The 24,516-nt window shown below is 62.8% G+C and carries 31 protein-coding genes; 4 read left to right on the forward strand and 27 right to left on the reverse strand.

What is annotated here, in order from left to right:
* Positions 1–2: 2 nt before the first annotated feature.
* The 7 genes from trbL to trbB are packed head-to-tail and all read right to left on the reverse strand — an operon-like array spanning position 3 to position 6,608.
* The gene (gene trbL, locus JQ573_RS31005; RefSeq protein ID WP_006022581.1) at positions 3–1,358 is read right to left on the reverse strand and encodes a P-type conjugative transfer protein TrbL; all 1,356 of its coding nucleotides are present in this window, start codon (positions 1,356–1,358) and stop codon (positions 3–5) included.
* Between the two features lies 1 nt (position 1,359).
* Positions 1,360–1,761, reverse strand: a complete 402-nt coding sequence (gene trbK-alt, locus JQ573_RS31010) for a putative entry exclusion protein TrbK-alt (RefSeq protein ID WP_006022582.1) — start codon at positions 1,759–1,761, stop codon at positions 1,360–1,362.
* A 10-nt stretch (positions 1,762–1,771) separates the two neighbouring features.
* Positions 1,772–2,533 carry a P-type conjugative transfer protein TrbJ gene (trbJ, locus tag JQ573_RS31015; RefSeq protein ID WP_006022583.1) on the reverse strand — a complete coding sequence of 254 codons (762 nt, stop codon included), beginning with the start codon at positions 2,531–2,533 and terminating at the stop codon, positions 1,772–1,774.
* Positions 2,530–4,968, reverse strand: coding sequence for a conjugal transfer protein TrbE (gene trbE / locus JQ573_RS31020; RefSeq protein ID WP_006022584.1), 2,439 nt, complete (start codon positions 4,966–4,968; stop codon positions 2,530–2,532). Before trbE ends, trbJ begins: the two co-directional genes overlap by 4 nt.
* Positions 4,969–4,981: 13 nt before the next feature.
* Positions 4,982–5,263, reverse strand: coding sequence for a VirB3 family type IV secretion system protein (locus JQ573_RS31025; RefSeq protein WP_006022585.1), 282 nt, complete (start codon positions 5,261–5,263; stop codon positions 4,982–4,984).
* Entirely contained in the window at positions 5,263–5,595 is a 333-nt protein-coding gene (locus JQ573_RS31030; RefSeq protein WP_006022586.1) for a TrbC/VirB2 family protein, read from the reverse strand. Before JQ573_RS31030 ends, JQ573_RS31025 begins: the two co-directional genes overlap by 1 nt.
* Positions 5,592–6,608, reverse strand: a complete 1,017-nt coding sequence (gene trbB / locus JQ573_RS31035; protein ID WP_024343194.1) for a P-type conjugative transfer ATPase TrbB — start codon at positions 6,606–6,608, stop codon at positions 5,592–5,594. Before trbB ends, JQ573_RS31030 begins: the two co-directional genes overlap by 4 nt.
* A gap of 373 nt (positions 6,609–6,981) precedes the next feature.
* Between trbB and JQ573_RS31040 the strand changes: the two genes are divergently transcribed.
* Positions 6,982–7,188 (forward strand): hypothetical protein, encoded by a 207-nt coding sequence (locus JQ573_RS31040; protein WP_006022588.1) that lies wholly within the window; start codon positions 6,982–6,984, stop codon positions 7,186–7,188.
* A 362-nt stretch (positions 7,189–7,550) separates the two neighbouring features.
* On the opposite strand, the gene JQ573_RS31045 is transcribed toward JQ573_RS31040, so the two are convergent.
* The 5 genes from JQ573_RS31045 to JQ573_RS31065 form a co-directional block, all read right to left on the reverse strand.
* Positions 7,551–8,003, reverse strand: a complete 453-nt coding sequence (locus JQ573_RS31045) for a hypothetical protein (protein ID WP_006022590.1) — start codon at positions 8,001–8,003, stop codon at positions 7,551–7,553.
* Between the two features lie 171 nt (positions 8,004–8,174).
* The gene (locus JQ573_RS31050) at positions 8,175–9,941 is read right to left on the reverse strand and encodes an NRAMP family divalent metal transporter (protein WP_006022591.1); all 1,767 of its coding nucleotides are present in this window, start codon (positions 9,939–9,941) and stop codon (positions 8,175–8,177) included.
* A gap of 46 nt (positions 9,942–9,987) precedes the next feature.
* A complete protein-coding gene (locus JQ573_RS31055; protein ID WP_242443339.1) occupies positions 9,988–10,359 on the reverse strand; it encodes an SLOG family protein in 372 nt (123 codons plus the stop codon).
* A 32-nt stretch (positions 10,360–10,391) separates the two neighbouring features.
* Positions 10,392–10,910 (reverse strand): phosphoribosyl-ATP diphosphatase, encoded by a 519-nt coding sequence (gene hisE, locus JQ573_RS31060; protein ID WP_006022593.1) that lies wholly within the window; start codon positions 10,908–10,910, stop codon positions 10,392–10,394.
* A 77-nt stretch (positions 10,911–10,987) separates the two neighbouring features.
* Entirely contained in the window at positions 10,988–11,203 is a 216-nt protein-coding gene (locus JQ573_RS31065; protein ID WP_124810155.1) for a hypothetical protein, read from the reverse strand.
* A 340-nt stretch (positions 11,204–11,543) separates the two neighbouring features.
* On the opposite strand from JQ573_RS31065, the gene JQ573_RS31070 reads away from it, so the two are divergent.
* The 3 genes from JQ573_RS31070 (at position 11,544) to JQ573_RS31080 (ending at position 13,642) form a co-directional block, all read left to right on the forward strand.
* The gene (locus JQ573_RS31070; RefSeq protein ID WP_006022595.1) at positions 11,544–11,822 is read left to right on the forward strand and encodes a metal/formaldehyde-sensitive transcriptional repressor; all 279 of its coding nucleotides are present in this window, start codon (positions 11,544–11,546) and stop codon (positions 11,820–11,822) included.
* A gap of 165 nt (positions 11,823–11,987) precedes the next feature.
* Positions 11,988–13,007, forward strand: coding sequence for a sensor histidine kinase (locus JQ573_RS31075; protein WP_197057830.1), 1,020 nt, complete (start codon positions 11,988–11,990; stop codon positions 13,005–13,007).
* The gene (locus JQ573_RS31080; RefSeq protein WP_006022597.1) at positions 13,004–13,642 is read left to right on the forward strand and encodes a response regulator transcription factor; all 639 of its coding nucleotides are present in this window, start codon (positions 13,004–13,006) and stop codon (positions 13,640–13,642) included. Before JQ573_RS31075 ends, JQ573_RS31080 begins: the two co-directional genes overlap by 4 nt.
* A gap of 81 nt (positions 13,643–13,723) precedes the next feature.
* Here JQ573_RS31080 and JQ573_RS31085 read toward each other — a convergent pair whose 3' ends face one another.
* The 15 genes from JQ573_RS31085 to JQ573_RS31150 all read right to left on the reverse strand — a co-directional run bounded on the left by JQ573_RS31085 (position 13,724) and on the right by JQ573_RS31150 (position 24,406).
* Complete coding sequence (locus JQ573_RS31085; protein ID WP_006022598.1) at positions 13,724–14,152, reverse strand: hypothetical protein; 429 nt, start codon at positions 14,150–14,152, stop codon at positions 13,724–13,726.
* A gap of 7 nt (positions 14,153–14,159) precedes the next feature.
* Complete coding sequence (locus JQ573_RS31090) at positions 14,160–16,148, reverse strand: conjugal transfer protein TraG (protein ID WP_006022599.1); 1,989 nt, start codon at positions 16,146–16,148, stop codon at positions 14,160–14,162.
* 24 nt (positions 16,149–16,172) lie between these two features.
* The gene (locus JQ573_RS31095; protein ID WP_033965849.1) at positions 16,173–17,912 is read right to left on the reverse strand and encodes a VirD2 family relaxase/mobilization nuclease; all 1,740 of its coding nucleotides are present in this window, start codon (positions 17,910–17,912) and stop codon (positions 16,173–16,175) included.
* 244 nt (positions 17,913–18,156) lie between these two features.
* Positions 18,157–18,930 carry a lytic transglycosylase domain-containing protein gene (locus tag JQ573_RS31100; RefSeq protein ID WP_006022601.1) on the reverse strand — a complete coding sequence of 258 codons (774 nt, stop codon included), beginning with the start codon at positions 18,928–18,930 and terminating at the stop codon, positions 18,157–18,159.
* 3 nt (positions 18,931–18,933) lie between these two features.
* Positions 18,934–19,281 carry a DUF736 domain-containing protein gene (locus JQ573_RS31105; protein ID WP_006022602.1) on the reverse strand — a complete coding sequence of 116 codons (348 nt, stop codon included), beginning with the start codon at positions 19,279–19,281 and terminating at the stop codon, positions 18,934–18,936.
* Between the two features lie 70 nt (positions 19,282–19,351).
* Positions 19,352–19,897 carry a S26 family signal peptidase gene (locus JQ573_RS31110; protein WP_006022603.1) on the reverse strand — a complete coding sequence of 182 codons (546 nt, stop codon included), beginning with the start codon at positions 19,895–19,897 and terminating at the stop codon, positions 19,352–19,354.
* Positions 19,894–20,415: a DUF2840 domain-containing protein gene (locus tag JQ573_RS31115; protein ID WP_006022604.1), complete on the reverse strand. Its 522-nt coding sequence runs from the start codon at positions 20,413–20,415 to the stop codon at positions 19,894–19,896. Before JQ573_RS31115 ends, JQ573_RS31110 begins: the two co-directional genes overlap by 4 nt.
* Positions 20,412–20,666: a hypothetical protein gene (locus JQ573_RS31120; protein ID WP_006022605.1), complete on the reverse strand. Its 255-nt coding sequence runs from the start codon at positions 20,664–20,666 to the stop codon at positions 20,412–20,414. Before JQ573_RS31120 ends, JQ573_RS31115 begins: the two co-directional genes overlap by 4 nt.
* Positions 20,663–21,301 carry a ParA family partition ATPase gene (gene parA / locus JQ573_RS31125; RefSeq protein WP_006022606.1) on the reverse strand — a complete coding sequence of 213 codons (639 nt, stop codon included), beginning with the start codon at positions 21,299–21,301 and terminating at the stop codon, positions 20,663–20,665. Before parA ends, JQ573_RS31120 begins: the two co-directional genes overlap by 4 nt.
* Positions 21,298–22,458: a replication initiator protein A gene (locus JQ573_RS31130; RefSeq protein ID WP_006022607.1), complete on the reverse strand. Its 1,161-nt coding sequence runs from the start codon at positions 22,456–22,458 to the stop codon at positions 21,298–21,300. Before JQ573_RS31130 ends, parA begins: the two co-directional genes overlap by 4 nt.
* An 18-nt stretch (positions 22,459–22,476) precedes the next feature.
* Positions 22,477–22,758 carry an AlpA family transcriptional regulator gene (locus JQ573_RS31135; protein ID WP_006022608.1) on the reverse strand — a complete coding sequence of 94 codons (282 nt, stop codon included), beginning with the start codon at positions 22,756–22,758 and terminating at the stop codon, positions 22,477–22,479.
* A 139-nt stretch (positions 22,759–22,897) separates the two neighbouring features.
* A complete protein-coding gene (locus JQ573_RS31140; RefSeq protein ID WP_024584489.1) occupies positions 22,898–23,464 on the reverse strand; it encodes a DUF2285 domain-containing protein in 567 nt (188 codons plus the stop codon).
* Positions 23,364–23,672, reverse strand: a complete 309-nt coding sequence (locus JQ573_RS40365) for a transcriptional regulator domain-containing protein (RefSeq protein WP_006022609.1) — start codon at positions 23,670–23,672, stop codon at positions 23,364–23,366. Before JQ573_RS40365 ends, JQ573_RS31140 begins: the two co-directional genes overlap by 101 nt.
* Positions 23,673–23,783: 111 nt before the next feature.
* A complete protein-coding gene (locus tag JQ573_RS31145; RefSeq protein ID WP_006022610.1) occupies positions 23,784–24,038 on the reverse strand; it encodes a DNA -binding domain-containing protein in 255 nt (84 codons plus the stop codon).
* 113 nt (positions 24,039–24,151) lie between these two features.
* Positions 24,152–24,406, reverse strand: a complete 255-nt coding sequence (locus JQ573_RS31150) for a hypothetical protein (protein WP_006022611.1) — start codon at positions 24,404–24,406, stop codon at positions 24,152–24,154.
* Positions 24,407–24,516: the final 110 nt, after the last annotated feature.

Below are 24,516 nucleotides of genomic sequence, written 5' to 3' on the forward strand. Positions count from 1 at the left end.
GGTCAGTCGCTTTCGGAGAGGTTGACGGAGGAGCCGCCGCCATGGCTGTCGCCGCTACGCACGGCGTGGGCGGCGGCCTGAACGCCATGGGACATCTGCTGCGAGCGCTTCATGCGTTTCGCCCAGGCCGGCGGCCCGTCGCTGGTGGAAGACGCAGCTCCGGGAGATGCGGCCTCCGCGGTGGCGGTCGTCGCAGCACCGGATGCGCCGGTGGCGATCTCCGTCGCGGCCTGGCCACCGGCCTGATAGCTCTGCTTCAGGCTGTCGGCGGCACGACCGGCTGCGCGCTTCAGCGGTGAGACGGCCGCCTTCGCGCCGGTGCTGGCAACACTGCCAAGACCCGACGCGACGCCGGATGCGCCGGCCTGGCCGGCCGCGCCGAGGCTGTAGGCGGTGGAGGCGCCACCGGCGAGGGCTGCACCGCCACGCGCGGCGGCGGCAGCGCCGCCAGCAAGTGCAGCGCCGCCTGTCACGACGGCGCCGGCAGCGGCCGCGCCTGCTGCGACAACGCCGCCGGCGGCAAGACCAGTGCCAATGGCCGCGCCGGCGCCGAGCTGCGGGCCACCGGAGATGAGGCCGTTAGCGATGCCGGGACCGAAGATGCCGAGACCAAGCAGCGACAGCGCGGCAAGCACGATCGCCATGGCATCGTCGATCGATGGCGTTGCGCCGTTGAAGCCCGAGGTGAACTCGGAGAACAGCGTCGAGCCGATGCCGATGATGACGGCGAGCACCAGCACCTTGATGCCGGAGGAGATGACGTTGCCGAGCACGCGCTCGGCCATGAACGCCGATTTGCCGAACAGGCCGAAGGGAATGAGGACGAAGCCGGCGAGCGTGGTCAGCTTGAACTCGATCAGGGTGACGAAGAGCTGGATCGCCAGGATGAAGAACGCCAGCAGCACCAGCGCCCAGGCGAAAAACATGCAGGCGATCTGGATGAAGTTCTCGAAGAACGACCAGTAGCCCATCAGGCTGGAGATGGAGTCGAGCAGCGGCCGGCCGGCATCGAGACCAGTCTGCGCCACCTTGCCGGGGCGCATGAGATCGCTCACGGCAAAGCCCGTTCCCGAAGCCTTCAGGCCGAGGCCCGCGAAGCTCTCGAAGACGATGCGGGCGAGATTGTTCCAGTTGGAGATCAGGTAGGCGAAGACACCGACGAAGAGCGTCTTCTTGACCAGCCTCGCCATGATGTCGTCGTCGGCGCCCCATGACCAGAAAAGCGCGGCGAGCGTGACGTCGATGACGATCAAGGTGGTGGCGATGAAACCGACTTCGCCGCCGAGCAGCCCGAATCCTCCGTCGATGTAGCGAGTGAAGACCTCGAGGAAATGGTCGATGACACCGGTGCCGCCCATGTCAGCGAACCTCTGGCTGAGCGGGCTCGGCCTGCATCGCAGGCCCGGTCACGTCCGCTGGCGCACTGTCTTTGTGGATGGGAGCGGCCGACGCGGGCGCGCTTGGAAACAGCGTGGTCGGCGCAACCGGCGATGGTGATGAAACGGGGGCCGGCTGGCCGAGGAAGCGGCGCCGGTTCTCTGCCCATGCCTTCAGGCAATTGGGATCGCGCGTGCCGGCCTCGCCGATCTCGGAACAACGAAGCAATTCGGCGGCGAGAGGATCCGATGTTGTGACCGGACGGCCCTGCGTCGCGAGGACGTCCGTCGAAACGTCCTTGCGGTTCATCTCGATCGCGGTCGCCGTGATGGCGACCGCGACGAAGACGATGGCGCCGACGCGAGCGAGGGTCTTGCCGTCCATCGTGCCAGCCTCAGTTGCCGCTGTTCGGGAACATGCGGGCATTGCCGGGCTGGTAGCCCGAGCCCGGCGTCAGGAAACGCCGGCGCTGCTCGCGGCCCTGTTCGGCGGCGGCGGCCTGCTCGGCCGACTGCAAGGCCTGCGCCCGGCCGTTGGCCGCCACGACGGCGGTGAGATCCGCGAGTTGCTGCGCCTGGAGCGCAAGGAGTTGGTTGCCGGCCTGCGTCGCCTGCAGCGCGCCGGTCGCGCCCTGGCTCTGGCCGATCAGCGCCGACATCTGCGTGCGATTGGTGTCGATGTTGCCGACGACGCCCGCCTGCACCCGCATTGCGTCCTGCAGGCCGCCGACCGTGTTCTGCCAGCGCGAGCGGGCATCGGTGACGAGTTGCTGATCCGAAGCGGACAGCGAGACGTTCCCGTACTTCTGCTGGAACATCCGGTCGATCTGCTGGACGTCGTAGGCGATATTCTGCGCCTGGTTGAGAAGCTGCTGCGTGCGCTGGACGGACTGCTGAAGCTGTTGCAGCGACGAGAACGGCAGGCTCGCAAGGTTGCGTGCCTGGTTGATCAGCATTTGCGCTTCGTTCTGAAGCGAGGTGATCTGGTTGGTGATCTGCTGAAGCGATCGCGCCGCCGTGAGCACGTTCTGCGCATAGTTCGAGGGATCGAATACGATGATGGCGTGAGCGGGCGTCGCCAGCATGGGCGCGAGCGCGACGGGAGCGGTCAGCAGCGCGGCAGCAAAACGCGCTGCGCGGGAATTGCGCAGTTTCATTGGGACGTCTCCTTGTTGGTGAGCGTGGGGATGAGATCGGCGGCCCAACCGACCTCACGGTGATCGAGCCATGCGGCGAGGAAGCCGTCGCGGCCGTGTTCGGCGACGATGCGGGCAATGGCCGCCTGGTCGGTCTTCGATGACGCGGCGCACAGAGCGAGCGCGACATCGGACAGACCGAGCTCGAAGAGGCGGTTGCCGCGCCGCGACTGGCAGTAATAGTCGCGCTTGGGCATTGCCCGCGCGATGATCTCGATCTGGCGGTCGTTGAGGCCGAAGCGCCGATAGATCGCCGTGATCTGCGGCTCGATCGCGCGCTCGTTCGGCAGCAGAAGCCGGGTCTGGCAGCTTTCGATGATGGCAGGCGCGATGGCCGAGCCGTCGATGTCGCTGAGCGATTGCGTGGCGAAGATGACGCTGGCGTTCTTCTTGCGCAGCGTCTTCAGCCATTCGCGGAGCTGGCCGGCGAAACCGTCATCGTCCAGCGCCAGCCAGCCTTCGTCGATAATGAGAAGAGTCGGCGAACCGTCGAGCCGATCTTCGATCCGATGGAAGAGATAGGAGAGAACCGCCGGCGCCGCGCCGGTGCCGATCAGCCCCTCAGTCTCGAACGCTTGAACGAACGCCGAGCCAAGATACTCGCGTTCAGCGTCGAGCAGCCGGCCGTAGGGACCGCCGACGCAATAGGGCCTGAGCGCCTGTTTGAGATCGTTCGACTGGAGCAGCACGACCAGGCCGGTGATCGTGCGCTCCTCGACGGGCGCCGATGCCAGCGAGGTCAGCGCCGTCCAGATATGCTCCTTCACCTCGGGCGTGATCGCCACGCCCTCGCGGGTCAGGATCGATACGATCCAGTCGCCCGCCCAGGCGCGCTCGGGCACGTCGTGAACGCGGGCGAGCGGTTGAAGGCTGACGTTATCGGTCGCGCCGTCACTGAGATCGCCGCCGAGGTCATGCCAATCGCCGCCCATGCCGAGCGCCGCCGCGCGGATCGAGCCGCCGAAGTCGAAGGCGAAGACTTGGGCGCGAGCATAGCGTCGGAACTGCAGCGCCATCAGCGCCAGCAGGACCGACTTGCCCGCGCCGGTCGGGCCAACGATCAGCGTGTGGCCGACGTCGCCGACGTGAAGCGAAAGCCGGAACGGGGTGGAGCCTTCGGTCTTGCCGAAGAGCAGTGGGGGCGCTGCAAAATGCTCGTCCCGTTCCGGCCCCGCCCACACCGCCGACAGCGGGATCATGTGGGCGAGATTGAGCGTGGAGATCGGCGGCTGGCGGACGTTCGCATAGACGTGGCCGGGCAATGATCCGAGCCAGGCGTCCACCGCGTTGATCGTCTCGGCCATGGCAGTGAAGTCGCGGCCCTGAATGACCTTCTCGACGAGGCGCAGCTTCTCGTCGGCAGCGCGCGGATCCTCGTCCCACACCGTCACCGTCGCGGTGACGTAGGCCATCCCGGCATAGTCGGCGCCGAGTTCCTGGAGCGCCATGTCGGCATCGGCGGCCTTGTTCGCGGCGTCGGTGTCCACGAGGACGGACGCCTCGTTGGTCATTACCTCCTTGAGGATCGCGGCGATCGACTTGCGCTTGGCGAACCATTGCCGGCGGATCTTGGTCAGCAGCTTGGTCGCGTCGGTCTTGTCGAGCAGGATCGCCCGCGTCGACCAACGATACGGAAATGCGAGACGGTTCAGCTCGTCGAGCAGGCCAGGTGTCGTCGCCGTTGGAAAGCCTGTGACGGTGAGGATGCGCAGATGCGACGCGCCAAGGCGCGGCTCGAGCCCGCCGGTGAGCGGCTGGTCGGCGAGCAGCGCGTCGAGATAGATCGGCGTTTCGGGGACGCGGACACGGTGCCGTTTGGTCGAGACGCAGCCGTGGAGATAGGTGAGCGTCTCCGCGTCATCAAGCCAGCGGCATTCGGGCATGAAGGCTTCGACCAGGCGCAGGATGCGATCGGTGCGATCGGCGAACCCGGTCATCACCTCGTTGGGGTCGAGGCCCGACTTTTCCCGGCCTTCATAGAGCCAGGATTCCGCGCGCGCGGCGTCCTCGGCCGGCGGCAGATAGGTGAAGGTCAGGAAATAGCTCGACTCGAAATGTGCGCCAGCTTCCTCGAAATCCGCTTTGCGCTCGGCGTCGACCAGCGCCGAGGCGGGATCGGGAAAGCGGCTGTCGGGATAGAGGTTCGAAGCTTGCCGCTGCGCCTCGACGAAGATTGCCCAGCCTGATCCAAGGCGACGGAACGCATTGTTGAGGCGGCCGGCGATGGCGACTAGCTCAGCCTGTACGGCGCTGTCGAGATCGGGGCCGCGAAACCGCGCGGTGCGCTGAAAGCTGCCGTCCTTGTTGAGGACGATGCCGGAGCCCACCAGCGCGACCCAGGGGAGGAAGTCGGCCAGGCGGCTGTTGCGATTGCGATATTCGGCAAGGTTCATCATGGCCGCGCTCCCCTCAGACCGAAAGGTGTGCGGGGACGCGCAGATGGCGGCGCACAACGTCGACGAAGAGCGGATCGCGCTTGGCAGCCCACACCGCGGTGACGTGGCCGATCGCCCAGATCGCGATCCCCACCAGCCAGAGGCGAAGCCCTAGGCCGACCGCGCCAGCGAGCGTCCCGTTCATGATGGCGATAGCCCGTGGGGCGCCGCCGAGCAGGATCGGCTCGGTCAGTGCCCGGTGAACGGGGACGGTATAGCCTGGGACGTCGCCGCCCTGATCGACAGCGCCCGTCATCAGACCAGCGCCCCGCCGCCGAACGAGAAGAACGACAGGAAGAAGCTCGACGCGGCGAAGGCAATCGAGAGACCAAACACGATCTGGATCAACCTGCGGAAGCCGCCGGAGGTATCGCCGAAGGCCAGCGTCAGGCCGGTAACGATGATGATGATCACCGCCATGATTTTCGCCACGGGACCTTCAATCGACTGCAGGATCTGTTGGAGAGGCTGTTCCCACGGCATCGACGAACCGGAAGCGTGAGCGGGGGCTGCCATCACCGCCGACAGAGTGGCGATGGAAACGGTCAAGACGAGATGATGGCGCGCGCGCCGCAGGCGTTGGATCACAGGCTTTCTCCTTCAGGTGCTGGGACGAACAAGCTCGAGCTGCCGTCGCCATCCGTGGTGGCCGGCGCGATGCGGTAGTCGCCGTCGAGACCGAGGCCTTCGACGCGCGAGAGTTCGGAGAGTCGCCGCGCGGACCCGCGACCGGAGAGGACGGCAACGAGGTCGATCGTTTCCGCGATCAATGCGCGCGGGACCGTGACGACTGCCTCCTGAATGAGCTGCTCCATGCGGCGCAGTGCGCCGATCGCGCTGCCGGCGTGGATGGTGCCGACCCCGCCAGGATGGCCGGTGCCCCAGGCCTTGAGCAGTTCGAGCGCTTCGGCGCCGCGCACTTCGCCAACGGGTATGCGATCGGGCCGCAGACGCAGCGAAGAGCGAACGAGATCGGAAAGTGAGGCAACGCCATCTTTTGTTCGCATCGCCACGAGGTTCGGCGCGGCGCATTGCAGTTCGCGGGTGTCTTCGATGAGGACGACGCGATCGGCGGTCTTCGCAACTTCGGCGAGCAACGCGTTTGTCAGCGTCGTCTTGCCGGTGGATGTCCCGCCGGCGACGAGGATGTTGGCGCGTGAGGAGACACTCCGGCGGAGTATCTCGGCCTGCGTCGCTGACATGATGCCGGCCGCGACGTAGTCGTCGAGCGTGAACACCGCGACAGCGGGCTTACGGATCGCGAATGCGGGGGCAGCGACGACGGGTGGCAGCAGGCCTTCGAACCGCTCGCCGGTTTCAGGCAACTCTGCGGATACCCGAGGAGCACCAGCATGAACCTCGGCTCCGACATGGTGCGCAACCAAGCGAACGATACGTTCGCCGTCCGCTGGTGACAGCCGCTCACCGGTATCGGAAAGTCCTTCGGAGAGTCGGTCGATCCAGAGGCGCCCATCGGGATTGAGCATCACCTCGACGATGCTGGCGTCATCAAGATAGCGCGCGATTGCAGGACCGAGCGCAGTGCGCAGCATCCTTGCGCCGCGCGCGAGGCCTTCCGAATTGTGGTGTGATGCTGTCATAGTGCCCCGTTTCTATCGGGGCCGATACAGTCCTTCCCCAGACGGGGATGATTAAAGGGGCCAGATTTCGGGGCGATTCAACAAAGATTCATCGACGTAGTAGTGTAGCGTGCAAATACAGGAGAACGGCGGTGTCGGACGCACGATACGCCAATACGCTCGCGGAGCTTGACCGGCTCTGCGCAAGCGTCTGATCCTCGCACAATGACCGCTCAATGCATTTGTTGTGGAGGTGATGGACATCCTCGATCGCGGAGATCATCCGGGGGGTGAGATCCTTCTTAATCGGGATCATGCACGGCGTTAGGCTGAACGGGACGGTACGTACGATAGCATCTTTGCAGCCATGAACCCCAGCCGAGTAGAGTAGCCTATGTTTCTTAGATCGGTTTTGGCCGCCGCCGCATTTGCTGCGGCGGTACTCCCCGCGGAATCGGTGTTCGCCGAGGGCGCCCGAAAAGCCAATCAAGGGCAACAGCGCGAGATCGGCAGCAAGGTAATTGAGAAGGCCAACGCCCTCCTTGACAGTTTAACACCGGCGCGGCGCAATGAAGCCCTCGTCGATTATAGATCACGGTGACGGACCGATCGGCGCGGAAAGAGATTTGTAGGCTTCCTCACCATTCAGCGCTGATTCAAGGCTATTTGACGCGCGATCGAACGCGGAAGAAACATCAACGCGTTTCGGGTAGCTCTGCACGGCTGAGCTTTTTGCGCACGCGCGCATGAATCTGGTCGACCCAAGCCAATCCCAATCGCCTGATGCGACCTTTCGGACACCTTAAGAGGAGAAAGTGTTCGATGCGAGACACCACAAAAAGCAGAAGGCGGATCCGAAGTGGCGGAGGCCAATGCGATAGTTGATTACTCATTGTTTTGGGTCTCCTTTGAGAAAATCTGCCACGGCTTTTTTTTGTTCGATGAATCTCAGGCGCTGGCACGCTATCCTGGCGTGCGCTTCGGCGGCCAGATCAACATGTTTGGAAGTGTCGGATAAAGGCGCAGACGCTCAAACGCCGCGGCTAAAGCCATCTCTCGGCGTCGAGCCGTCCAGCGGATATAATTTGCGATGAGCGCATAGGCGACAACGGGCAGCCTTTCGCCGCGTTGGACAAGGATAGCGATGCAACGTTCTAGTCCGTCATGGAGAGCACGCGTTGCAAAATAATGAAACGTGAACGGATCGCTGCGCGCTTTGGCAAAAGCGATCAGCATAGCGGCGATCAATCCGCAAGCATCGATCTCGCATTGAGAATCGCCGAAACAGCTGTCGACAAAAGCGATAATCTGAAAGCCCTTGGTCTGCTCGACTGAGGTCAGCGAAAAAGAACTACAAGAAGTTGCATCGGAAAGCGCCTGGATGCGTTCGGGAAGAGTCTTGAATTGTTCAGACATGAGGCGCCCCCATCAGCTAGTTAGAACAAAAGAGTTTTGTCTATTCAGATTGTTTCCTTTTCGTTTTGGTTGGCAGGCGACGACGCGGGGTATAGCAACGTCCGCGAGGCTATTGCGGACATGTCGGTGCTCGCGCCCGTGCGTCAACGTCGTCACCCGCCTTCTTGCGTGCTACTTCGAGCCGGTATTGCTTGTAGCAGCGTCGTTGCTGGTTGGCGTTCCGCCGATCTGGGGGATGCTGACCTCGACGCCGGTCGCGGCGACGAAGACCTTGAAGCCGATCAGCGCGACAGCAATCAGAAGATAGCCGCGTAGCACGCCCATCCAGACCTTCGTCATCAACGTCATATGCAGGGCAGGCAGCCGATTAAGCGGCGGCATGCGCCAGTTCCGGCGCTCGAGCATCGTCATCTTGGCGAAGCGGTGATCTTGATCGTTGCCATATGCGGCAGCGGGCACGTCATAACTACGCTTGCGTGCTGCGAACGAAAAGACGAACCCGCAAAGCCCCAGCAAAGAGCCGCCAATCAGTATTTTCAGAATTGTGCTGTCAGCCACATCTGGGAAGACGGTCGCCACGGTGAGGATGATCGAGAGCAACACAAGGGACCAGATTATTGCTCCGGTGAATACATTGAGCTTAGGACCGTTGGACCAGGGGCCGACAACCGCCTTGTCGTTGCAAAGGAGGAGCAGGAAGACCGTGGCACTTGGTAGCAGCACGCCAGCGAGAGCCTGCACGGCACTGACAAAGAGGCCCAGCAGCGCATCACTTGCGAAGGCAACAAGGCCTGCGGCAATGAATATGAGAATCCCGTAAGCAACGTAGAATCCGATGGCATCCGTGACTTTGCGATGCAATGAGTGCCTCACCCTGAGGACGTCGGCGATCGCATAAGACGTCGAGAGCGAGACGGCTGCTGCGCCGATGAGGCAAGCATCCAAAAGAGCGATTGCAAAAATCGTCGCCGAATATGGACCCACATATTTGTCCAGCGCCGTAAGCACCGCACCTGTATCCGTGAAATTGCCGAATTCCGGCCGTCCGGCAAACAATGCGGCACAGAACGCCATCATGGCAACGGCGCCGATTACTACCAGGAGGATCCCGAGGCAAAGATCGACTTTCTCGTAGCCGTTGAAGGCGGGCGTGATCCGCTTATCGACAACATAGCTTTGTTGGAAAAAGAGCTGCCAAGGTGCGACGGTCGTGCCAACGATGCCAATGACAAGCAGCATGACTGCCGCCATGTCGGAGTGAGCGGGCCATTGCGGCACGAGCAGTCCATGGGCGATCTCACCGATTGGTGGATGGATGGCGAGGAGCACAGGTATTAGCAACAGACTGCCAAAGACCAAAACCATCGCGAAGCGTTCAAACCGCTTGAAACTTCCGGTGCTGACGGCGGCCACTATGAGCACCGCCGCGACAATCAGTCCCGGAACTCTTGGCAAACCAAAATATTGGAGTGCGAATACGATGCCGATGAACTCGGTTACAATGGTTAGTCCGTTGAGAAGAACTAGGTCTATAAGGCTGAAGGCACCCCAGAACTTTCCGAAACGTTCGAATATCAGTCGTGCATGGCCAACGCCCGTCACAGCACCTAGCCGTGACACCATCTCCTGATTCACGTAAATCACCGGGATCAAGAGCATCAACGTCCACAGCAGAGAGGTGCCGTAGTTCTGACCTGCCTGCGTATAGGTTCCAAAAGCGCCGGCATCATTGTCGCCGACCATGACAATCAGTCCCGGGCCGACGATTGCCATCAAGGTCGCCAGCCTAGCCCGCCAAGTCTTTCGTACACCGGTGTCGTGCTGCCGGATGGTGCCGAACGCGCCGTGGATGTCGCCAATATGCGCGCTATCCAGGACAGCGGGCGCGCTTGAGGCCAATTCGATTTGTTCAAGCGATGTCGCAGAGGTATCGGACATTTCAAACTCCGTTGAGTTTTGCTCGTTTTTGGGTGAATTCACTGGATCAGAGCGAAGCGGTTGTTGGCTGGCCCCGCTGCGGCGGATGCTTTGCGACTGGGCAAGCTCCAGCCGTGTTGGGCGGAATGGCGAGCACGGCGAGCCCGACGTTGATTGCCCGTTGGACGAGATCGGCGGTGTGGCGCCCCCCTGGGAAAGCCACGACAAAGTCGGGTCGGCTGTCTGTCAGCATGAAATCGCTGCGCAGCCCTTCGGCCTTCTTGCCGTAAAACTCCCAATTTGGCGGGTAACGCACCACAGCGATCCCATGGCGACGCGCCCACGCCTCAGCGATGATGCCGACGCCTGCAATGCTGCCGTGGACCACAACGCTGATTGGCTTTCGCCAATGCAGTGCAGTTAGTTCGTGATGCACCATCTCGGCGTCCTCGAAGTGACGTCCTCCACAGACTAGGAGGCGCATGGCCGTGTCCTTTCGGGCTGCTCTTCGGGACACGGTGCTGGTGCGCGCGAGTTGGCGGTGATGCAGGGCGCAGGTACGCGATTTCCTTCCGAGCTGTCGTTGACCGGGGCGGGATCAGTCGTTCCCCGACGCGGCTTAGGAAGCTTTTCGGCAATGCCCATGCTTTCCACGCGGCGCCGCATCTCGGCCCAGACTTCGCTGGGTTCAATATTGAGTGCGTGCCACAGAACGACCAAGTGATAGAGAAGATCGGCACTTTCGCTGACCGTCTTTTGGGTCCGCTTCCTCACCGCCTCGAGAGCGACCTCGGCAGCCTCCTCGACAACCTTCTGCGAGATCTTCCGCAATCCGGCATTCATCAGCTCTGCCGTGCGAGCATGCTCCGTCAATGTCACATCATTCAGCGCGTTGTAGAGCTGCTCTAAATCGTTGGCGAAGATAGTATTCGCGCAAGTCGTATTAGTGCCTGCGGGGCGCGCAGGCAGCAAAGCCACCACTGCATTCATTAGTTAATCCCTTCGTTTGAACTTTGCTGCCAACAGCAGCGCTACGCTGCGCACGGCATTGCCGTGTGTCGCTATGATCAATCGTCAGGATTCTTCAGAGTGGCGGATGTCTCCAATTGCCAGCCCCCAATCAGCCGGCCATCGGATTCCTGATGCCAATGGGCAAGAAGCTTTGGTCTCGCCAAGTTGCGAGCGCCCAATTTCAAGCCGGGAAACACCCCGGCGAATTGAATATCATCATGGGCGACCACCGGTGGCGCCCGACGTGTGTCGATGTTGAGATGAGCGGCCATGGCCACCTCCGTCTGTTCAAGCAGTTGCTCGAACCCGGGTGGCCTGGACGGACGGTGCTCAGCGTCGAAGTGCTGGCGCAGTTACGTCGGCAGAACCGACCCGAGCGATGATGCAACCCAGCGGAGCGTCGATAGCAGGTGACTGACGCCTACTATCTCCCTCCGAGGGGTCGTTGCTAGATCGCGGGTTCATATGATCCTCTGCTGTGCCAATCCGGATCCAATTCACGACGAACTGGACCACGACGCGAACAACCCTGCCGGTCTTCACTTCGCGCGACATTCATATATACTCTGGGGGGTATATTACAACTATACCCGGGTATAGCGGAGGGACGCGATGGCGCATGCGGTGGCTGAGAAGCAGAAGCTGCTGAATAGGGTCCGACGCCTTCGAGGTCAGGTCGATGCGATTGAACGGGCCCTCATCGCGGATGAGAGTTGCGGCGACGTGATGCGGATAGTCACGGCCACGCGCGGTGCGATCAACGGAATCATGGCCGAAGTCGTCAATGGGCACATTCAAGCGCATATGGTCGATGCGAACCGCACGCCCACAGAAGCTGAACGTAATGCCGCGCTCGAATTAGTCGACGTTTTGCACACCTACATCAAGTGAACTGCGATGGCTCCACAAAAAACACCAGTCAATCAGCCTGCCCACGTCGATCCTATAGATCACGAGGCAAACTTGACGCATCGATACCCGCTCGGCACCCGTTCAAGGGAACTACTGACGTTCATCGATGGGCTATGGCGCCTCGTTAGGTCTGGAACGCTTCCCTTGCTGATCGGCATCCTCACTATCGGCATCTTCATCATCGACACCATAACCCCTTACGAGATATCCGCTGCGACGTTTTATGTGATTGTCGTTCTATTGTCGGCTCGCTTCAGCCACACGCGGGGCATGGGCACGGTCTCTGGAATATGCATCGCGTTGACGATCGCGAGCTACATCCTGACGCCGAGTGGAAGCTTCGGAACCGGAGTCGTCAACACCTCGATCAGCCTGCTGGCGATCGCGGCAACGACCTATCTCGCTGTCAAGATGGAGACCGCTCGTGTGGCGGCCGAACAGGCGCAGACCCGCCTTGCGCACGTCGCTCGGATCACGACTCTCGGCGAGATCGCTGCCTCAATCGCCCATGAGGTCAATCAGCCGCTCGCCGCAATCGTGACCAACGCCAATGCATGTACACGCTGGATTCACGGAGATCCCGCGAACCTAGAAAAAGCCGCGTCTTCGATAGATAGCATCGTCAGCGACGCAAACCGAGCAAGTGAAATCATCAAGCGCGTCCAAGCGCTGTCTATGCGTGCAGAACCAAAGAGGTCCTGGATTGAGATCAACGTCGTAATCAGAGAGGTGCTGGGGCTTTTGCAAAGCCGTTTCCGAGAAAGCCGAGTTTCCGTTTATACGAACCTGTCGAGTGATCTGCCCATGATCTTCGGTGATCGTATTCAACTTCAACAGGTTGCACTCAACCTTCTCGTGAACGCGATAGATGCGATGGGTACGCTGCAGAGCAGTGTTCGTGAGATTCGAATAAACTCCGCTAAATCAAGCGCGTCCGGCGTGATGATCACGATAGAAGACACGGGAGGCGGTATCGATCCTGGCTTCGTAAGGCATCTTTTCGATGCCTTTCACTCCACCAAGAGCGATGGCATGGGAATTGGACTTTCAATATGCCGATCAATTATTGAATCTCACGGCGGTAATATTTGGGCTGAGCCGACCAATCCGCGCGGCGCTACCTTTTGTTTTACTCTGCCTGGCGACAGGGAGAAAATACTATGAGACAGTCGAAACAGCCCGTCGTTGTGGGCGGCACGGTAGCCGTCGTCGACGATGATCTTTCCGTGCGTGAAGCGCTCAGAAATCTCCTGAGTTCTGTCGGACTTGATATTCACACCTTTGCGTCTACGCACGAGTTTTTGGCGTGGTCGATTCCTGATACGCCGATTTGCTTGGTATTGGACGTTAGAATGCCGGGTCAGAACGGCTTGGATTTCCAACAAGAGCTTTTCAGAACGCGTGTGGAGATCCCGGTCGTGTTCATTACGGCGCACGGGGATATCCCGATGTCGGTCCGGGCTATGAAGTTTGGCGCGATCGAATTTCTGACCAAGCCGTTTAGGGACCAAGACCTACTTGATGCGATCTATCTCGGTCTCCAGACTTCGCAAATCCGACGAAACGAGAAGACAATGACAGCTGATCTTCGCGCGCGGTACGATTCGCTTTCTGTTCGCGAGCGCCAAGTTATGGACATGATACTTGATGGAAAACTCACAAAGCAAATTGCTGCGAAGTTTGCACTCAGCGAAATCACGGTGAAGGTGTGTCGGGCGCAGATCATGCGGAAGATGGAGGCGGCATCCTTGCTTGAACTCGGGCGGATGTCCGAGAGATTGGAAAGAATAAGGGATTGAGAGGCAGTCGATTATTGCTGACTTCAATGCGGCCTTGGAGAGCAGCTTGGGCTCACGCAGGAGCGTGCGCGATCTGACGAGCTATTCTGCCTCGCCATCAACGTCCTCAGAAATCTCCTGATGAAGCTTCGGGCCCTTCGCGAGACGGCGGCCGAGAGCTGTGACAAACTGATCATAGCGTTCGCCAGCTTTGGCGCGCGCGGCCTGCGCAGCAGGTTCTGGCAAACTCGGTGTGGTGGTCACCCAGAAGCGCACGAAGACTGCGAGCATCTCGACCGATATTCCGATATCGCGCTCCATCCGCGACATGCGTCGGTCGAGCTGGTCGAGGCGTTTCGTGATGACGGCCTCCTGGCGTTCGGCGGCATCGGGTGAGAGGAATGACTCGATCGCCGCCTCCGCGACCAACGATCGCGAATGGTCGCGGCGCGCGGCGTGATCTGCGAGCCGGTTCATGACAGAGGGGTCGAGATAGACGGAGAGGCGTTGCTTGCGGGGTGGTTTCGTCACGGGCGTCTCACAGCTCCATGCCGTCACCGGGGTCGAGCGAGACCTGGCGCGCGACGCCCTGCATGAGCCGGTTCATACGGCTGGTGCGCACGGCATCGTCGTCAGACTCGTCCCGATCGGTATCGATCTCGAACGGGTTGTCGATTGGCACTTTCTTCTCGACGGGGTTCACCCGATTGAGTTCCGGTTGCTGGCGGCGTTCCGACTCGGTTGGATCTTCATCGGCGGGCTGCGCTAGCAAGGTGGCCTCGGCAATCTGTGGTCGGGCTGGCAACTGGTGCGTGGTCCAATCGTCGGGCTGTCCTTGCTGCGACGTTGTGAGCGCGGGCGGCGGCAGCAGGCGTTCCTTGAACCGAGCATCCTCGTAATAGCGCGCCTTCTTCGCACGAATCGGCGGCGTGCCCGCCGCCATGACGATCTCGTCGGTGGGAGGGAGCTGCATGATTTCGCCAGGTGTGAGCAGTGGCCGAGCTGTTTCCGAGCGCGAAACCATCAGATGGCCAAGCCAGGGGGACAGCCGGTGGCCGGCATAGTTCTTCATGGCCTTCATCTCGGTGGCGGTGCCGAGGGCGTCCGAAACGCGCTTGGCGGTACGCTCGTCGTTGGTCGCGAAGCTGACGCGCACATGGCAATTGTCGAGGATCGAATTGTTCGCCCCGTAGGCCTTTTCGATCTGGTTTAGGGATTGCGCGATCAGGAAGCTCTTCAGACCGTAGCCGGCCATGAAGGCCAGTGCTGACTCAAAGAAGTCGAGCCTCCCCAGCGCCGGAAACTCGTCCAACATCAGCAGGAGACGATGGCGTTCGCCCTTTGCTTGCAGATCCTCGGTCAGGCGTCGGCCGATTTGATTGAGGATCAGTCGGATAAGCGGTTTGGTGCGGTTGATGTCGGATGGTGGCACGACGAGATAGAGTGTTGCCGGGTATTTTCCGCCCACGATATCGGAGATCCGCCAGTCACAGCGCCGCGTCACTTCGGCGACGACGGGATCGCGATAGAGTCCCAGGAACGACATGGCGGTAGAGAGCACGCCTGAGCGTTCGTTGTCGGATTTGTTGAGGAGCTCGCGTGCGGCGCTGGCGATCACGGGATGCGGTCCGGCGTCGCCGAGATGCGCCGTCTTCATCATCGCATCGAGGGTGGATTCAATTGGTCGCTTCGGATCAGAGAGGAACGCCGCGACGCCGGCCAGAGTCTTGTCCTTTTCCGCATAGAGGACGTGGAGGATCGCGCCGACTAGCAGCGCATGGCTCGTCTTTTCCCAATGGTTCCGCTTGTCCAACGACCCTTCTGGGTCGACCAGGATGTCGGCGATGTTCTGGACGTCGCGAACCTCCCATTCGCCGCGGCGCACCTCGAGCAGAGGATTGTAGGCAGCGGATTTTGTGTTGGTCGGGTCAAAGAGCAGCACGCGGCCGTGCCTGGCGCGGAAGCCGGCGGTGAGCTGCCAGTTCTCGCCCTTGATGTCGTGAACAATCGCCGAGCCCGGCCAGGTCAACAGCGAGGGCACAACGAGGCCAACACCCTTGCCGCTTCGGGTGGGCGCGAAGCACAGAACATGTTCAGGCCCATCATGGCGCAGATAAGCGTGCTCGTAGCGTCCCAGCACGACACCATCGGGACCGAGAAGGCCGGCCGTCTCCACCTCCTTCTTCTCGGCCCAACGCGCCGAGCCATAGGTCTCGACCTTCTTGGCCTCGCGTGCACGCCAGACCGACATGCCGATGGCGACGGCGATCGAGATGAAGCCACCGGACGCCGCGATGAAAGCGCCTTCGACGAAGATCGCGGGTGCGTAGGCGTCGAAGCCGTACCACCACCAGAAGAAGGAGGGTGGCAGATAGAAAGGAAAGCCGAACAGCGTGAACCACGGCGCGCCCAACTCCGGCTGGAACGCCAATCGCCAAGCCACCCATTCCGTTGCGCCCCAAGTGGTGGCGAGGACGATCAGGAAAACGGTGAGGATCTGGCCCCATAGGATCTTCGTGGCGGACATTGGAACGGTCCTTTCGGAGAGAGGTTAGAGGCCGAGCCCTCGTTTGCGGCCAAAGCTCCAGTCGATGCCGCCATCATCGCGGGCGACGCCGGAAACATGCTTGCCGAGGTGCTTTTCCAGAGAGGGTGACCAGGGCACGAGTTGGAAGCCGAGGCCGTCGTCCAGCATGGCAAAGCGGCCGGAGGCGAGTGCCAAACGCTGGCGGTAGGTGCCGGCAACATACTCGCCGCTTCCCGCGCGATTGAACGGCTGGCCTGTTTCGGCGGAGAGTTTTTCGCCGGCCGCTTCCAGCTCGCGACGGCGCAGCGTGTCGATCAGCCCGCGATTGAAGGTGACACGCTGGCCGTGTCGCTCGCCGAAGCCCTGTCCGACCAGATGATCCGCGCGTCGATCCAGCGCCTGCCGTACCTCGGCGCCGAAGCCGGCCTCGGACAGGGCGGCAGGTTCGCGCGCGATGTTCTGCCGATCGAGCCAAGTCGCGCCGGTTGCCGTGACCTGACGATCGATATCGAGATCGGAGCGGACGGCGATTGCGACCCGGCGCTGTCCCTGTGCATCATCGAACGCACGCAACTCGACGATCGAACCCGCCGCGCTGTCACCGGCGGCTTCGAGATCGGGCAGCTTGATGTGATGGGTGCGGCCGTCGACGCCGTCGACCACGGCGTAGGCGGAGCCCTTCAGCTCGTCATCAAGACCGCGATCGACCAATCGGCCGATCACGGGCGCATCGAGGCTTTCGGCCGCGAGCACATAGCCCGCCGAGCCGCGTTCGATGCCGCGATCCGTCAAAGCCCGGTGCATGCGTTTGATGATGTCGCCGCGCTCGCCGAGTTCACGCAGAGTCGCCTCGGCCTTCGTGTCGATCGCCCATTGACCGGGGCCGACCTGCTCGGCGAGGCCGAGTGTTTCCAGCTTGCGGAGCCGTCCGACCTTCAGCGCATGAAATTCGTCGAGCCGGACGTTCGGATCGATCGCCGTCTCGATGACGCCCGTGGCATGGCCATCGCGGATAAGCTGGCGGTCAAGCTGCGTGAAGCGCTCGGCATCGACCTGGCGTTTCAGGCTGCGCTGGATGTCGAGGTCGGTGCGCGGCCCTAATTCCTGCGTGATGAGGTCACGCGCGCGGTCGCGCATTCCTTCCTTGATGTAGTCGCGTGAGATGACGAGGTCCTGCCCGTCGTCACGGACCCCGCGCACGATCAGGTGGACATGGGGATGCTCGGTGTTCCAGTGGTCGACCGCCACCCAATCGAGGCGGGTGTCGAGATCCTTTTCCATCTGCGTGACGAGATCGCGGGTGAAGGACCGCAGGTCGGCCATGTCGGGCGCATCGTCGGGCGAGACGATGAACCGGAAATGGTGGCGGTCGTCCTGGCACCGTTCCGCAAAGGCCTTCGGATCGGCGTCGTCGCCCCCGGGACCGAAGAGATGGGCCTTCTCCCCATCGCGGGTCACGCCTTCGCGGCGCAGATAATTGAGGTGGGTCGCGAGCGGCGCCGAGCGCGATGTCTGGCGCACGACGCGCGCCTTGATGACAGCGCCGCGCGTTCGCGCGGTGAGCAGCCGGTTCGCCTGGATGCTCGCACGCTGGCCCCGCCCGAAGCGCGAGCGGTTGCCGGACACGATCCGGCCGGAGCGTGAGACGCCGGCCCCGGCCTTCTTCGCCGCGGCGAGAGCCTGCGCGATGAAGGGACGAGCCTGCTGCGCACGGGTCGAGCGGATGCGGCCCGGCCGGATGCGGAAATCACTGTCGCCGGTCATGGCTGATGCCTCGCACATCGCGCCAAGCACAGGAAATCGCAGGAAAATCGGCGTAGTCGTGAGGTGCGGGGAAATCCCGCACATCGCGAAATCGCCTCATAACCTATTGAAAAACCACAACCGACCCAAGCCGCACCTCGCGGCCTTTTATCCTGCCATCGTCCGGTCGTGTTGCCTGCCTCTACCCTCAACGCACACCATGACGCGCTTGAGCACGCTATCGTGCGATCAGGAACCGGGCTGCTCATGGCGCATTCCTTTGGCCCGAACGCGGGACAAACAGCCCGCCCGACTGCGGCTCGATGGCGGAAACATCGCGCACGGACGATGTCGTCATCGCGGCATCGGAAGCGCGCTCGGCCGGTACGGGAACGGGTATCGATATGCGCTCAGCTTGCGCGATGAACAGCGGCGCGCGTGTCCAGGCGAGTGCATCGGCCGCGGCGGCCACGATCGGCCAAGTCGCATCGCCGCTGGTCACCGACGGCGCGACGATGGCGACATAGGCGCGCGTTTCCGCGGGCAGCGCCCGGCCCTTCAGCGAGTCCTCGTAACGACCAGGACCGGCATTGTAGGCCGCGATCCAGCCGGGCGATCCGTAGCGATCGAACAGCTCGCGGATGTAGCCGGCGCCGGCGATGATGTTGTCATGCGGATCATAAGGATCAGCGCCGAGACGGTGGCGAAGGCGCAAGCCTGCCCAAGTGGGCGGCATGATCTGCATCAGGCCCATCGCGCCCTTCGGCGAAAGGGCGCGTGGATCGCCTGCACTTTCGGCACGCATCACCGCCCTGATCCATGCGATCGGAACGCCGAAGCGCCGCGAAGCCTCGGCGATATGATCGCCATAGGGATCGCGTGGCGACGGTCGATCGGCGCCCAAGTCCTGCGCCATCGTGATCGCCGGCATGATGCTCGCGAGGCTAAGGCCGGAAAGGAGGAGGAGAGCCATGCGCCGGGCAGCGCAGCGCGGCCCGGACGCAATCGAACGGCTCCTCGGTTGACGAGAGCCAAGCATCGCTCAGTCCTTCTCGCCGCGATCGCGCGGACGCGACCAATGCAGCGACCAGGCCGAGCCGCCATCGTCGTCGCGGAACATGTTGGCGCGGATCGGGTGCGGGAATGTCGGATCGTCGATCAGCAGCGCGACGTATTCGCCGGCCTTCTCTCCGGAGCGTTTCCATCCGGCGCCGATCTCCGCGCCCGGCTCATTGTTCATGCCGTCGAAGACATGCACGCGATACTGCGGTGCGTTCTCAACCTCGGTCGGTTCGGCTGCGATGATTATGACGTCCTGGTTCAAAACCAGCGTCGTCAGATGCCCGACGAAGCCGGTCTCGTCGCGCGTGAATTCGCCAATCTGGGGCATGTCAGTCTCCTTCGCGGTGGGGATTGGGACAGCCATCGGCGAGCACCGCTCCCGCCGAATGGGAAGGCGGTCAGCGTGTCGGCGCACGCCATTCGAAGCGGCCGGTGCCGTCTTCATCGGTCCACAGTGGGACGGCACGGCCGATGATCTGGTCGGTCGAGATCAGGCCGAAGTAGCGGCCGTCGAGGCTGTCGCGGACCTGCCAGTTCATGAGGAAGACTTCGCCAGTCTGGACCCGGCGGCAGCCTTGCCAGACGGGAAGATCGCGGCCTGCGCGATCGCGCTCCAGTGCCGCACCGACCTCCACACCATCGACGGTGATAGTGAGGTTCGAACGGCAAACGGTCTGCCCGGAGACGGCGAGGATGCGCTTCATCAGCGGCACGCCCTTGGGCAGGTAGCCGCGCTCGGCGAGGAATGTCGCGAGCGGCTCGGGCGCATCGACCGCAACGAGATCGGTAACGTCGAGCGGCCCGTCGAAGTCGATCGAATAGAACCCGATGGGCGCGCTCGCCGATGCGTTCCAGATCAGCTTGATGGGCATCGGCGTGAGGCCGGGATAGCCGACGCTGAGCGCGGCGAGCGTCGTCGCCAGGAGAAGTCCGGCGCGGCTCACGACTCGGCCTTTCGGCGCAGCAGGAATGCGCGATGATGGTCGAGCGTGTAGGTGCGCGGCTCGTGTCCAGCAGCGAGCCGGTTGTGGACGTGACGCCAATGATCGGGCGAAACCGCTTCGGGATCGATGCCGATGCGCTCGATGGCGTCGATCGCCTGCAGCACGCGCTCGACCCTGGGCCAGCTCTCGACCTTCAGCAGGATTTCGCCGCCAGGACGAACGAAAGGCAGCGTCTGGTACGTCTCGCCGCGCGCAACCGAGCGCACGACGTCGATGCGCGAGATGATCGTTCCGAAGTCATTCGAGGCCCAGCGCACGAAGGCGAAGACCGCGCCGGGGCGAAAAGACAGGACACGCCGACGGCGATCGAGAATCTGTTCGTGGGCGTGCGTGCCGAAGCGGATCCAGTTCTCGATCTTCTTCTCAACCCAGGTCAGTTCGACATGGGTGAGATTGTCTTGGTGGCGTGCGGTCGGCGTCGGGCCGCCGCGCGCGCGGGGGGCCGCGGCGCCGGTCATGAGGGGTCTCCTTCGATGTGTGGGAATTCGCGCGCGAGCATCTCGCGCAGCATGTCGGCAACGGTAACGCCGCGCCGGAAGGCAGCGATCTTGATCCGTCCACGTAAGGCGGGCGTGACGTCGATCGTCATGCGGGCGGTGAAGGCTTCATCGTCCGGCGCGCGCGGCGCGGTGGCATCTGCGGCCTTGATCCAGGCCTCTTGATTGGTCGGACGTGCCGCAAAGCCGCGCCGTTCGGATCGCTCGCTCATGGTGAGATCCTTTCGAGCTCGGTGACGAGCGCCGCGATCTCGCGCGCGGCGGGTCCGTCGTCGTCGATCTCGAAAGCGAGCCGGCCCGATTGCGCGGCGTCGGCGTAGATGACGCGCTGTCCGATCGCCGTGCGCAGCACTGGCGGATCGTGGTCGGCGAGCGTCTCGGCCGTCTCGCGGGCGATCACGGTGCGCGCGCCGCAGCGATTGAGGACGAAGCGAGCGCGAAGCTCCGGCCGATAGATGCGCGCCTCCGACAGGAGCGCCAGCATCTCGGCCGAGGCCCAACCATCGAGCGGCGACGGCTGCACGGGGATCAGCACGAGGTCGGCGGCGAGCAGCGCGGATCGCATCAGCCCGGCGACGCGCGGCGGCCCGTCGATCACCACATGATCGACATCGCGCGCCAGCTCGGGCGCCTCACGGTGGAGCGTGTCGCGCGCCAGGCCGACGACGCCGAACAGGCGCGGCGCGTGCTCGCGGGCGCGTTGCTGCGACCAGTCGAGCGCCGAACCCTGGGGGTCCGCATCGACGAGCGTGACCCGCTTTCCCCTACCGGCCCATTCGCCGGCTAGGTGCAGCGCCAGCGTCGTCTTGCCGACGCCGCCCTTCTGGTTGAGGAAGGCCACGATCATCGGCGGCCTCCCGGGCGTGGACCGAAGGGAAGCTGCGGAGGGCCGGAGGTCCCGTTTCTCGCCGCGCCAGCGTTGGTAAGAGCGGCGCTGCTGGTGCGCCGCTTGCCAGCGGCGCTTAGCGCGTTCGCGGCCTGCCGGACGAGGTTTTCCACCTCTCGCGCGCGCTCTTCAAAGTTAGATTCTCTGTTAGATTCTAAGTTAGCGAGGCGATTTTCGGTTCTGCTGTCGTGGGTTAGGCCGTGTTTCGGTTCCCGTTGGCACGAGGGGCCGGTTCCTGATGGCACGCGCTTTCGGGTTCCCGATGGCACGAAGCCTTTCACAGCTTTTCCACAGGGCGGCGTCCGCTCGAAAGCGAGCAACGTTCGGCCGCCGGCCTCGATCTCGAGGAACAGCGTGTAGCCGGGAAGCGGCTGGCGACGGATGATGTCGCGCAGCTCGAAGGCGAAGCGTTTGTACGGTGACAACGCGCCGGATTTCTGGTGGAGGTGGCGAAAGTCGAATCGCCAGCCATTGCGCTGGCGCCCGCCGTGCTTGCGCACCAGGCGATAGAGCCAGCGATCGAGCCCGCCTGTGAGATCGAAATAGGCCCGGTCGATCGTCAGCACGAGCGCATCGTCGAGAACGGCCTGATAAAACCAGTCCGGGACGATCATCTCGATCCCGTCCGGCTTGCCGTTGCGGTTGGTGCGCTCCTTCCACTCGTTGATCCACGAGAAGCGATGACGCCGGCCCTCGGCGGATTGGCGGATCGAGGTGCAGACCGTCGTGGATTGCAGACGATCGAGCGCGGCCTTCAAGCGCTGATAGTCGCGTAAGGACGTGCCGCGGCCGATGAATTTGAGAATTTCATAGGGCGTGGCGACCATCAGGCGCGACGTGCGCAGGCCGGCGTCACGCGCCTCGACGATCTGGCTCGCCGCCCAGATCAGGATGTCGGCGTCCCAAATGGTCGCCATGCCGTGATCGGGCACGGCCTCGACGCGGATCGACACATTGCCGGCGGCGAAGTCGATCGGCGCGACGCGGTGCGATTTGGAGAGGGAGAAAAACGGATAGGCCATGAGATCCTGTGCGTCTCGTGCTGCGAACTCGCCGGGGAGCGCACGGAACAGATCGAGCTGCCCGCGCTCCGAGAGGGACTGGTGTCGCGCCGCCATTCGGGAATCCGGGGGCGATCAGCGCGCGTATCGTCCGGCATGTGCCGGCGGCGCAGGCGTATGGCGCTTGGCCGGAAGCACGCTGCCGCGCGGATCGGAGGTGGAGGTGACGGCGCCGCGCTCGGCCCAGGCCTCAAGATCGTCGACCGCATAAACGACGCGACCGCCGAGCTTGCGATAGGCCGGACCCGTTCCGTAAGTCCGATGCTTTTCGAGGGTGCGGGCCGATAGGCTGAGGAATTCGGCGGCTTCCTTGGTGCGCAGGTAGCGCGGCGGGAGAACGGCGAGATCAGGTCGCATGGGAGGGCCTCCGTGGGTTCGTTGGGGCCGCCGGGAAGCGGCGGGTAACGAAGGCCACGTTGGCGAAGCAGGGCCGGCGAGATGCAGGGCGAATTCAGGGGGGCCTAAATTCGCCCACCAAGAGTCGGATGGAGATCGGCTAAAGTTGCCGCCGATGACGAAGCAACGTGCGATACCCACCCACCATCATCGCGCGGGCATCTCGAAGCAGGGCTTTGGTGGCGTGGCGGGCGGAAGATGCCTGCCAGTCGTCGCGACCGAGAGCGCCGATCCGAAATATGACCTGCGCAATTTCTTGCTGGGTCGCGCCCGCGCGATGACCGTCGAAGGCCTGCAGCATCCGGCACAGCCGAGCACGTTGCTGCCGTGTCAGTCGGGTGTCGGGCGGTATGGCGCGGCCATGGAGGGCGGAGAGCAAGCGGGCGACCGATTGGAGCCGGTCGAAGCCTTCCAGGCCGAGCGGGATGAAGGCGCCAAGAGATTTGGCGGGTCGTGTCTCGGACGGATGAACAAGCGCTACGCGCTGACCGTTTCCGAGATCGAGAACCAGATGGGTCTCGCTGCCGACATCGACGCTTACGGCGGCGTCGATCGTCGGTTGGGGATCAGCGCTTGCGGACGGAATATCCGGAGGTGGGCCAAGAACGATGGCGCTTGTGTCTTCCTGGGGAAGCCAGATCACCTGCGCTTCGGGAGGTGCCTGCATCGGGTCTACGGGGAAATCGCAACCCCCACCGCTGCCCGATCCCGTCGGTCAGCGTGCGCAGATCACTTTCGCTGTCGCCGAGCGCTTGAAAATCCCTGTCGTAGGTTTCGTTGCGGCGCAGCCATTCCCACGCGACGTCGGACGCGGTCATGTCGGCGACGTGCGCATAGCGTTCCGATGAACGCCAGCCGGAAGCATCTGGTGTCATCGCGATCCTCCCTAGTCTTTGAATTTGTGGGAGAGTCAGGATTCCCGGCTGGGTTGTTCAGTGGAAGTCAGAGGGCCGGCAAAGGGTGGTGCCGAAACGGCATCGCGGCGATCACTGTGCGGAGCGGACCAAGTCTCGATAGCCGTGCTCGGTCATCCACTGCGCGCGGGCGAGATGCGTGTCATGGACCTGGCGGCACCGCTGCGGCTCACGTGCCGTATCGAGGCCAAAGAGAATCTGGACGGCTTCGCGCCAATCAGCTCCGTCGCGCGAGGAATCGAGCAGGCGCAGATAGAGAACCATATGCTCGCGGTCATAGGCCGTGAGGGTCTGGCTGATCGGAGGCGCATCGAGAAACGGCGGCATCGCGGATTCCATCAGGCGACTATATTCGCGCGGAAAGCATTCGTTAACACTCGTGCCCGGCATTACTGTGACAACGTGCGATGGATGGTGTGCGCCACGCGATCACGGCGCTGCTAACGCCTCGTCGGCCGGTCGTCCCGCTCATGGAGCAGCAGCACTCCTTCGCCCTTGTCGGTGGAAAGCAGGACGATACCGGCTGTTTCAAGCGCCCTTCGCACCTGATCGCGCGTCGACTCGTACACCTCTAATCCACTTTCGGACTCAAGGCGCTTGAGCGCGGTTAGCGATGTCCGGGCCTTGTCAGCGAGCGTCTCCTGTGTCCACCCCAGCAACGCGCGCGCGGCCCGCGATTGTCGGGCGGTGATCATGCATGATCACCTCCCACCGACGGACACACGCTTGCCAGAACTACGACTTCTCTATTCGGATCAGGCCGCTAACACGGTCCAATCCCATATCCAATCGTCATTTACATACT

This window comes from Bradyrhizobium sp. AUGA SZCCT0105, from assembly GCF_018129565.1.
Taxonomy (GTDB): domain Bacteria; phylum Pseudomonadota; class Alphaproteobacteria; order Rhizobiales; family Xanthobacteraceae; genus Bradyrhizobium.

Excerpts from the sequence above, each read along its gene's own strand:
- trbL (WP_006022581.1), bottom strand. The coding sequence starts at position 1,358 with ATGGGCGGCACCGGTGTCATCGACCATTTCCTCGAGGTCTTCACTCGC.
- trbK-alt (WP_006022582.1), bottom strand. The coding sequence starts at position 1,761 with ATGGACGGCAAGACCCTCGCTCGCGTCGGCGCCATCGTCTTCGTCGCG.
- trbJ (WP_006022583.1), bottom strand. The coding sequence starts at position 2,533 with ATGAAACTGCGCAATTCCCGCGCAGCGCGTTTTGCTGCCGCGCTGCTG.
- trbE (WP_006022584.1), bottom strand. The coding sequence starts at position 4,968 with ATGATGAACCTTGCCGAATATCGCAATCGCAACAGCCGCCTGGCCGAC.
- JQ573_RS31025 (WP_006022585.1), bottom strand. The coding sequence starts at position 5,263 with ATGACGGGCGCTGTCGATCAGGGCGGCGACGTCCCAGGCTATACCGTC.
- trbB (WP_024343194.1), bottom strand. The coding sequence starts at position 6,608 with ATGACAGCATCACACCACAATTCGGAAGGCCTCGCGCGCGGCGCAAGG.
- JQ573_RS31040 (WP_006022588.1), top strand. The coding sequence starts at position 6,982 with ATGTTTCTTAGATCGGTTTTGGCCGCCGCCGCATTTGCTGCGGCGGTA.
- JQ573_RS31045 (WP_006022590.1), bottom strand. The coding sequence starts at position 8,003 with ATGTCTGAACAATTCAAGACTCTTCCCGAACGCATCCAGGCGCTTTCC.
- JQ573_RS31050 (WP_006022591.1), bottom strand. The coding sequence starts at position 9,941 with ATGTCCGATACCTCTGCGACATCGCTTGAACAAATCGAATTGGCCTCA.
- JQ573_RS31055 (WP_242443339.1), bottom strand. The coding sequence starts at position 10,359 with ATGGTGCATCACGAACTAACTGCACTGCATTGGCGAAAGCCAATCAGC.
- hisE (WP_006022593.1), bottom strand. The coding sequence starts at position 10,910 with ATGAATGCAGTGGTGGCTTTGCTGCCTGCGCGCCCCGCAGGCACTAAT.
- JQ573_RS31065 (WP_124810155.1), bottom strand. The coding sequence starts at position 11,203 with ATGGCCGCTCATCTCAACATCGACACACGTCGGGCGCCACCGGTGGTC.
- JQ573_RS31070 (WP_006022595.1), top strand. The coding sequence starts at position 11,544 with ATGGCGCATGCGGTGGCTGAGAAGCAGAAGCTGCTGAATAGGGTCCGA.
- JQ573_RS31080 (WP_006022597.1), top strand. The coding sequence starts at position 13,004 with ATGAGACAGTCGAAACAGCCCGTCGTTGTGGGCGGCACGGTAGCCGTC.
- JQ573_RS31090 (WP_006022599.1), bottom strand. The coding sequence starts at position 16,148 with ATGTCCGCCACGAAGATCCTATGGGGCCAGATCCTCACCGTTTTCCTG.
- JQ573_RS31095 (WP_033965849.1), bottom strand. The coding sequence starts at position 17,912 with ATGACCGGCGACAGTGATTTCCGCATCCGGCCGGGCCGCATCCGCTCG.
- JQ573_RS31100 (WP_006022601.1), bottom strand. The coding sequence starts at position 18,930 with ATGCTTGGCTCTCGTCAACCGAGGAGCCGTTCGATTGCGTCCGGGCCG.
- JQ573_RS31105 (WP_006022602.1), bottom strand. The coding sequence starts at position 19,281 with ATGCCCCAGATTGGCGAATTCACGCGCGACGAGACCGGCTTCGTCGGG.
- JQ573_RS31115 (WP_006022604.1), bottom strand. The coding sequence starts at position 20,415 with ATGACCGGCGCCGCGGCCCCCCGCGCGCGCGGCGGCCCGACGCCGACC.
- JQ573_RS31120 (WP_006022605.1), bottom strand. The coding sequence starts at position 20,666 with ATGAGCGAGCGATCCGAACGGCGCGGCTTTGCGGCACGTCCGACCAAT.
- parA (WP_006022606.1), bottom strand. The coding sequence starts at position 21,301 with ATGATCGTGGCCTTCCTCAACCAGAAGGGCGGCGTCGGCAAGACGACG.
- JQ573_RS31130 (WP_006022607.1), bottom strand. The coding sequence starts at position 22,458 with ATGGCGGCGCGACACCAGTCCCTCTCGGAGCGCGGGCAGCTCGATCTG.
- JQ573_RS31135 (WP_006022608.1), bottom strand. The coding sequence starts at position 22,758 with ATGCGACCTGATCTCGCCGTTCTCCCGCCGCGCTACCTGCGCACCAAG.
- JQ573_RS31140 (WP_024584489.1), bottom strand. The coding sequence starts at position 23,464 with ATGCAGGCACCTCCCGAAGCGCAGGTGATCTGGCTTCCCCAGGAAGAC.
- JQ573_RS40365 (WP_006022609.1), bottom strand. The coding sequence starts at position 23,672 with ATGACACCAGATGCTTCCGGCTGGCGTTCATCGGAACGCTATGCGCAC.
- JQ573_RS31145 (WP_006022610.1), bottom strand. The coding sequence starts at position 24,038 with ATGCCGCCGTTTCTCGATGCGCCTCCGATCAGCCAGACCCTCACGGCC.
- JQ573_RS31150 (WP_006022611.1), bottom strand. The coding sequence starts at position 24,406 with ATGATCACCGCCCGACAATCGCGGGCCGCGCGCGCGTTGCTGGGGTGG.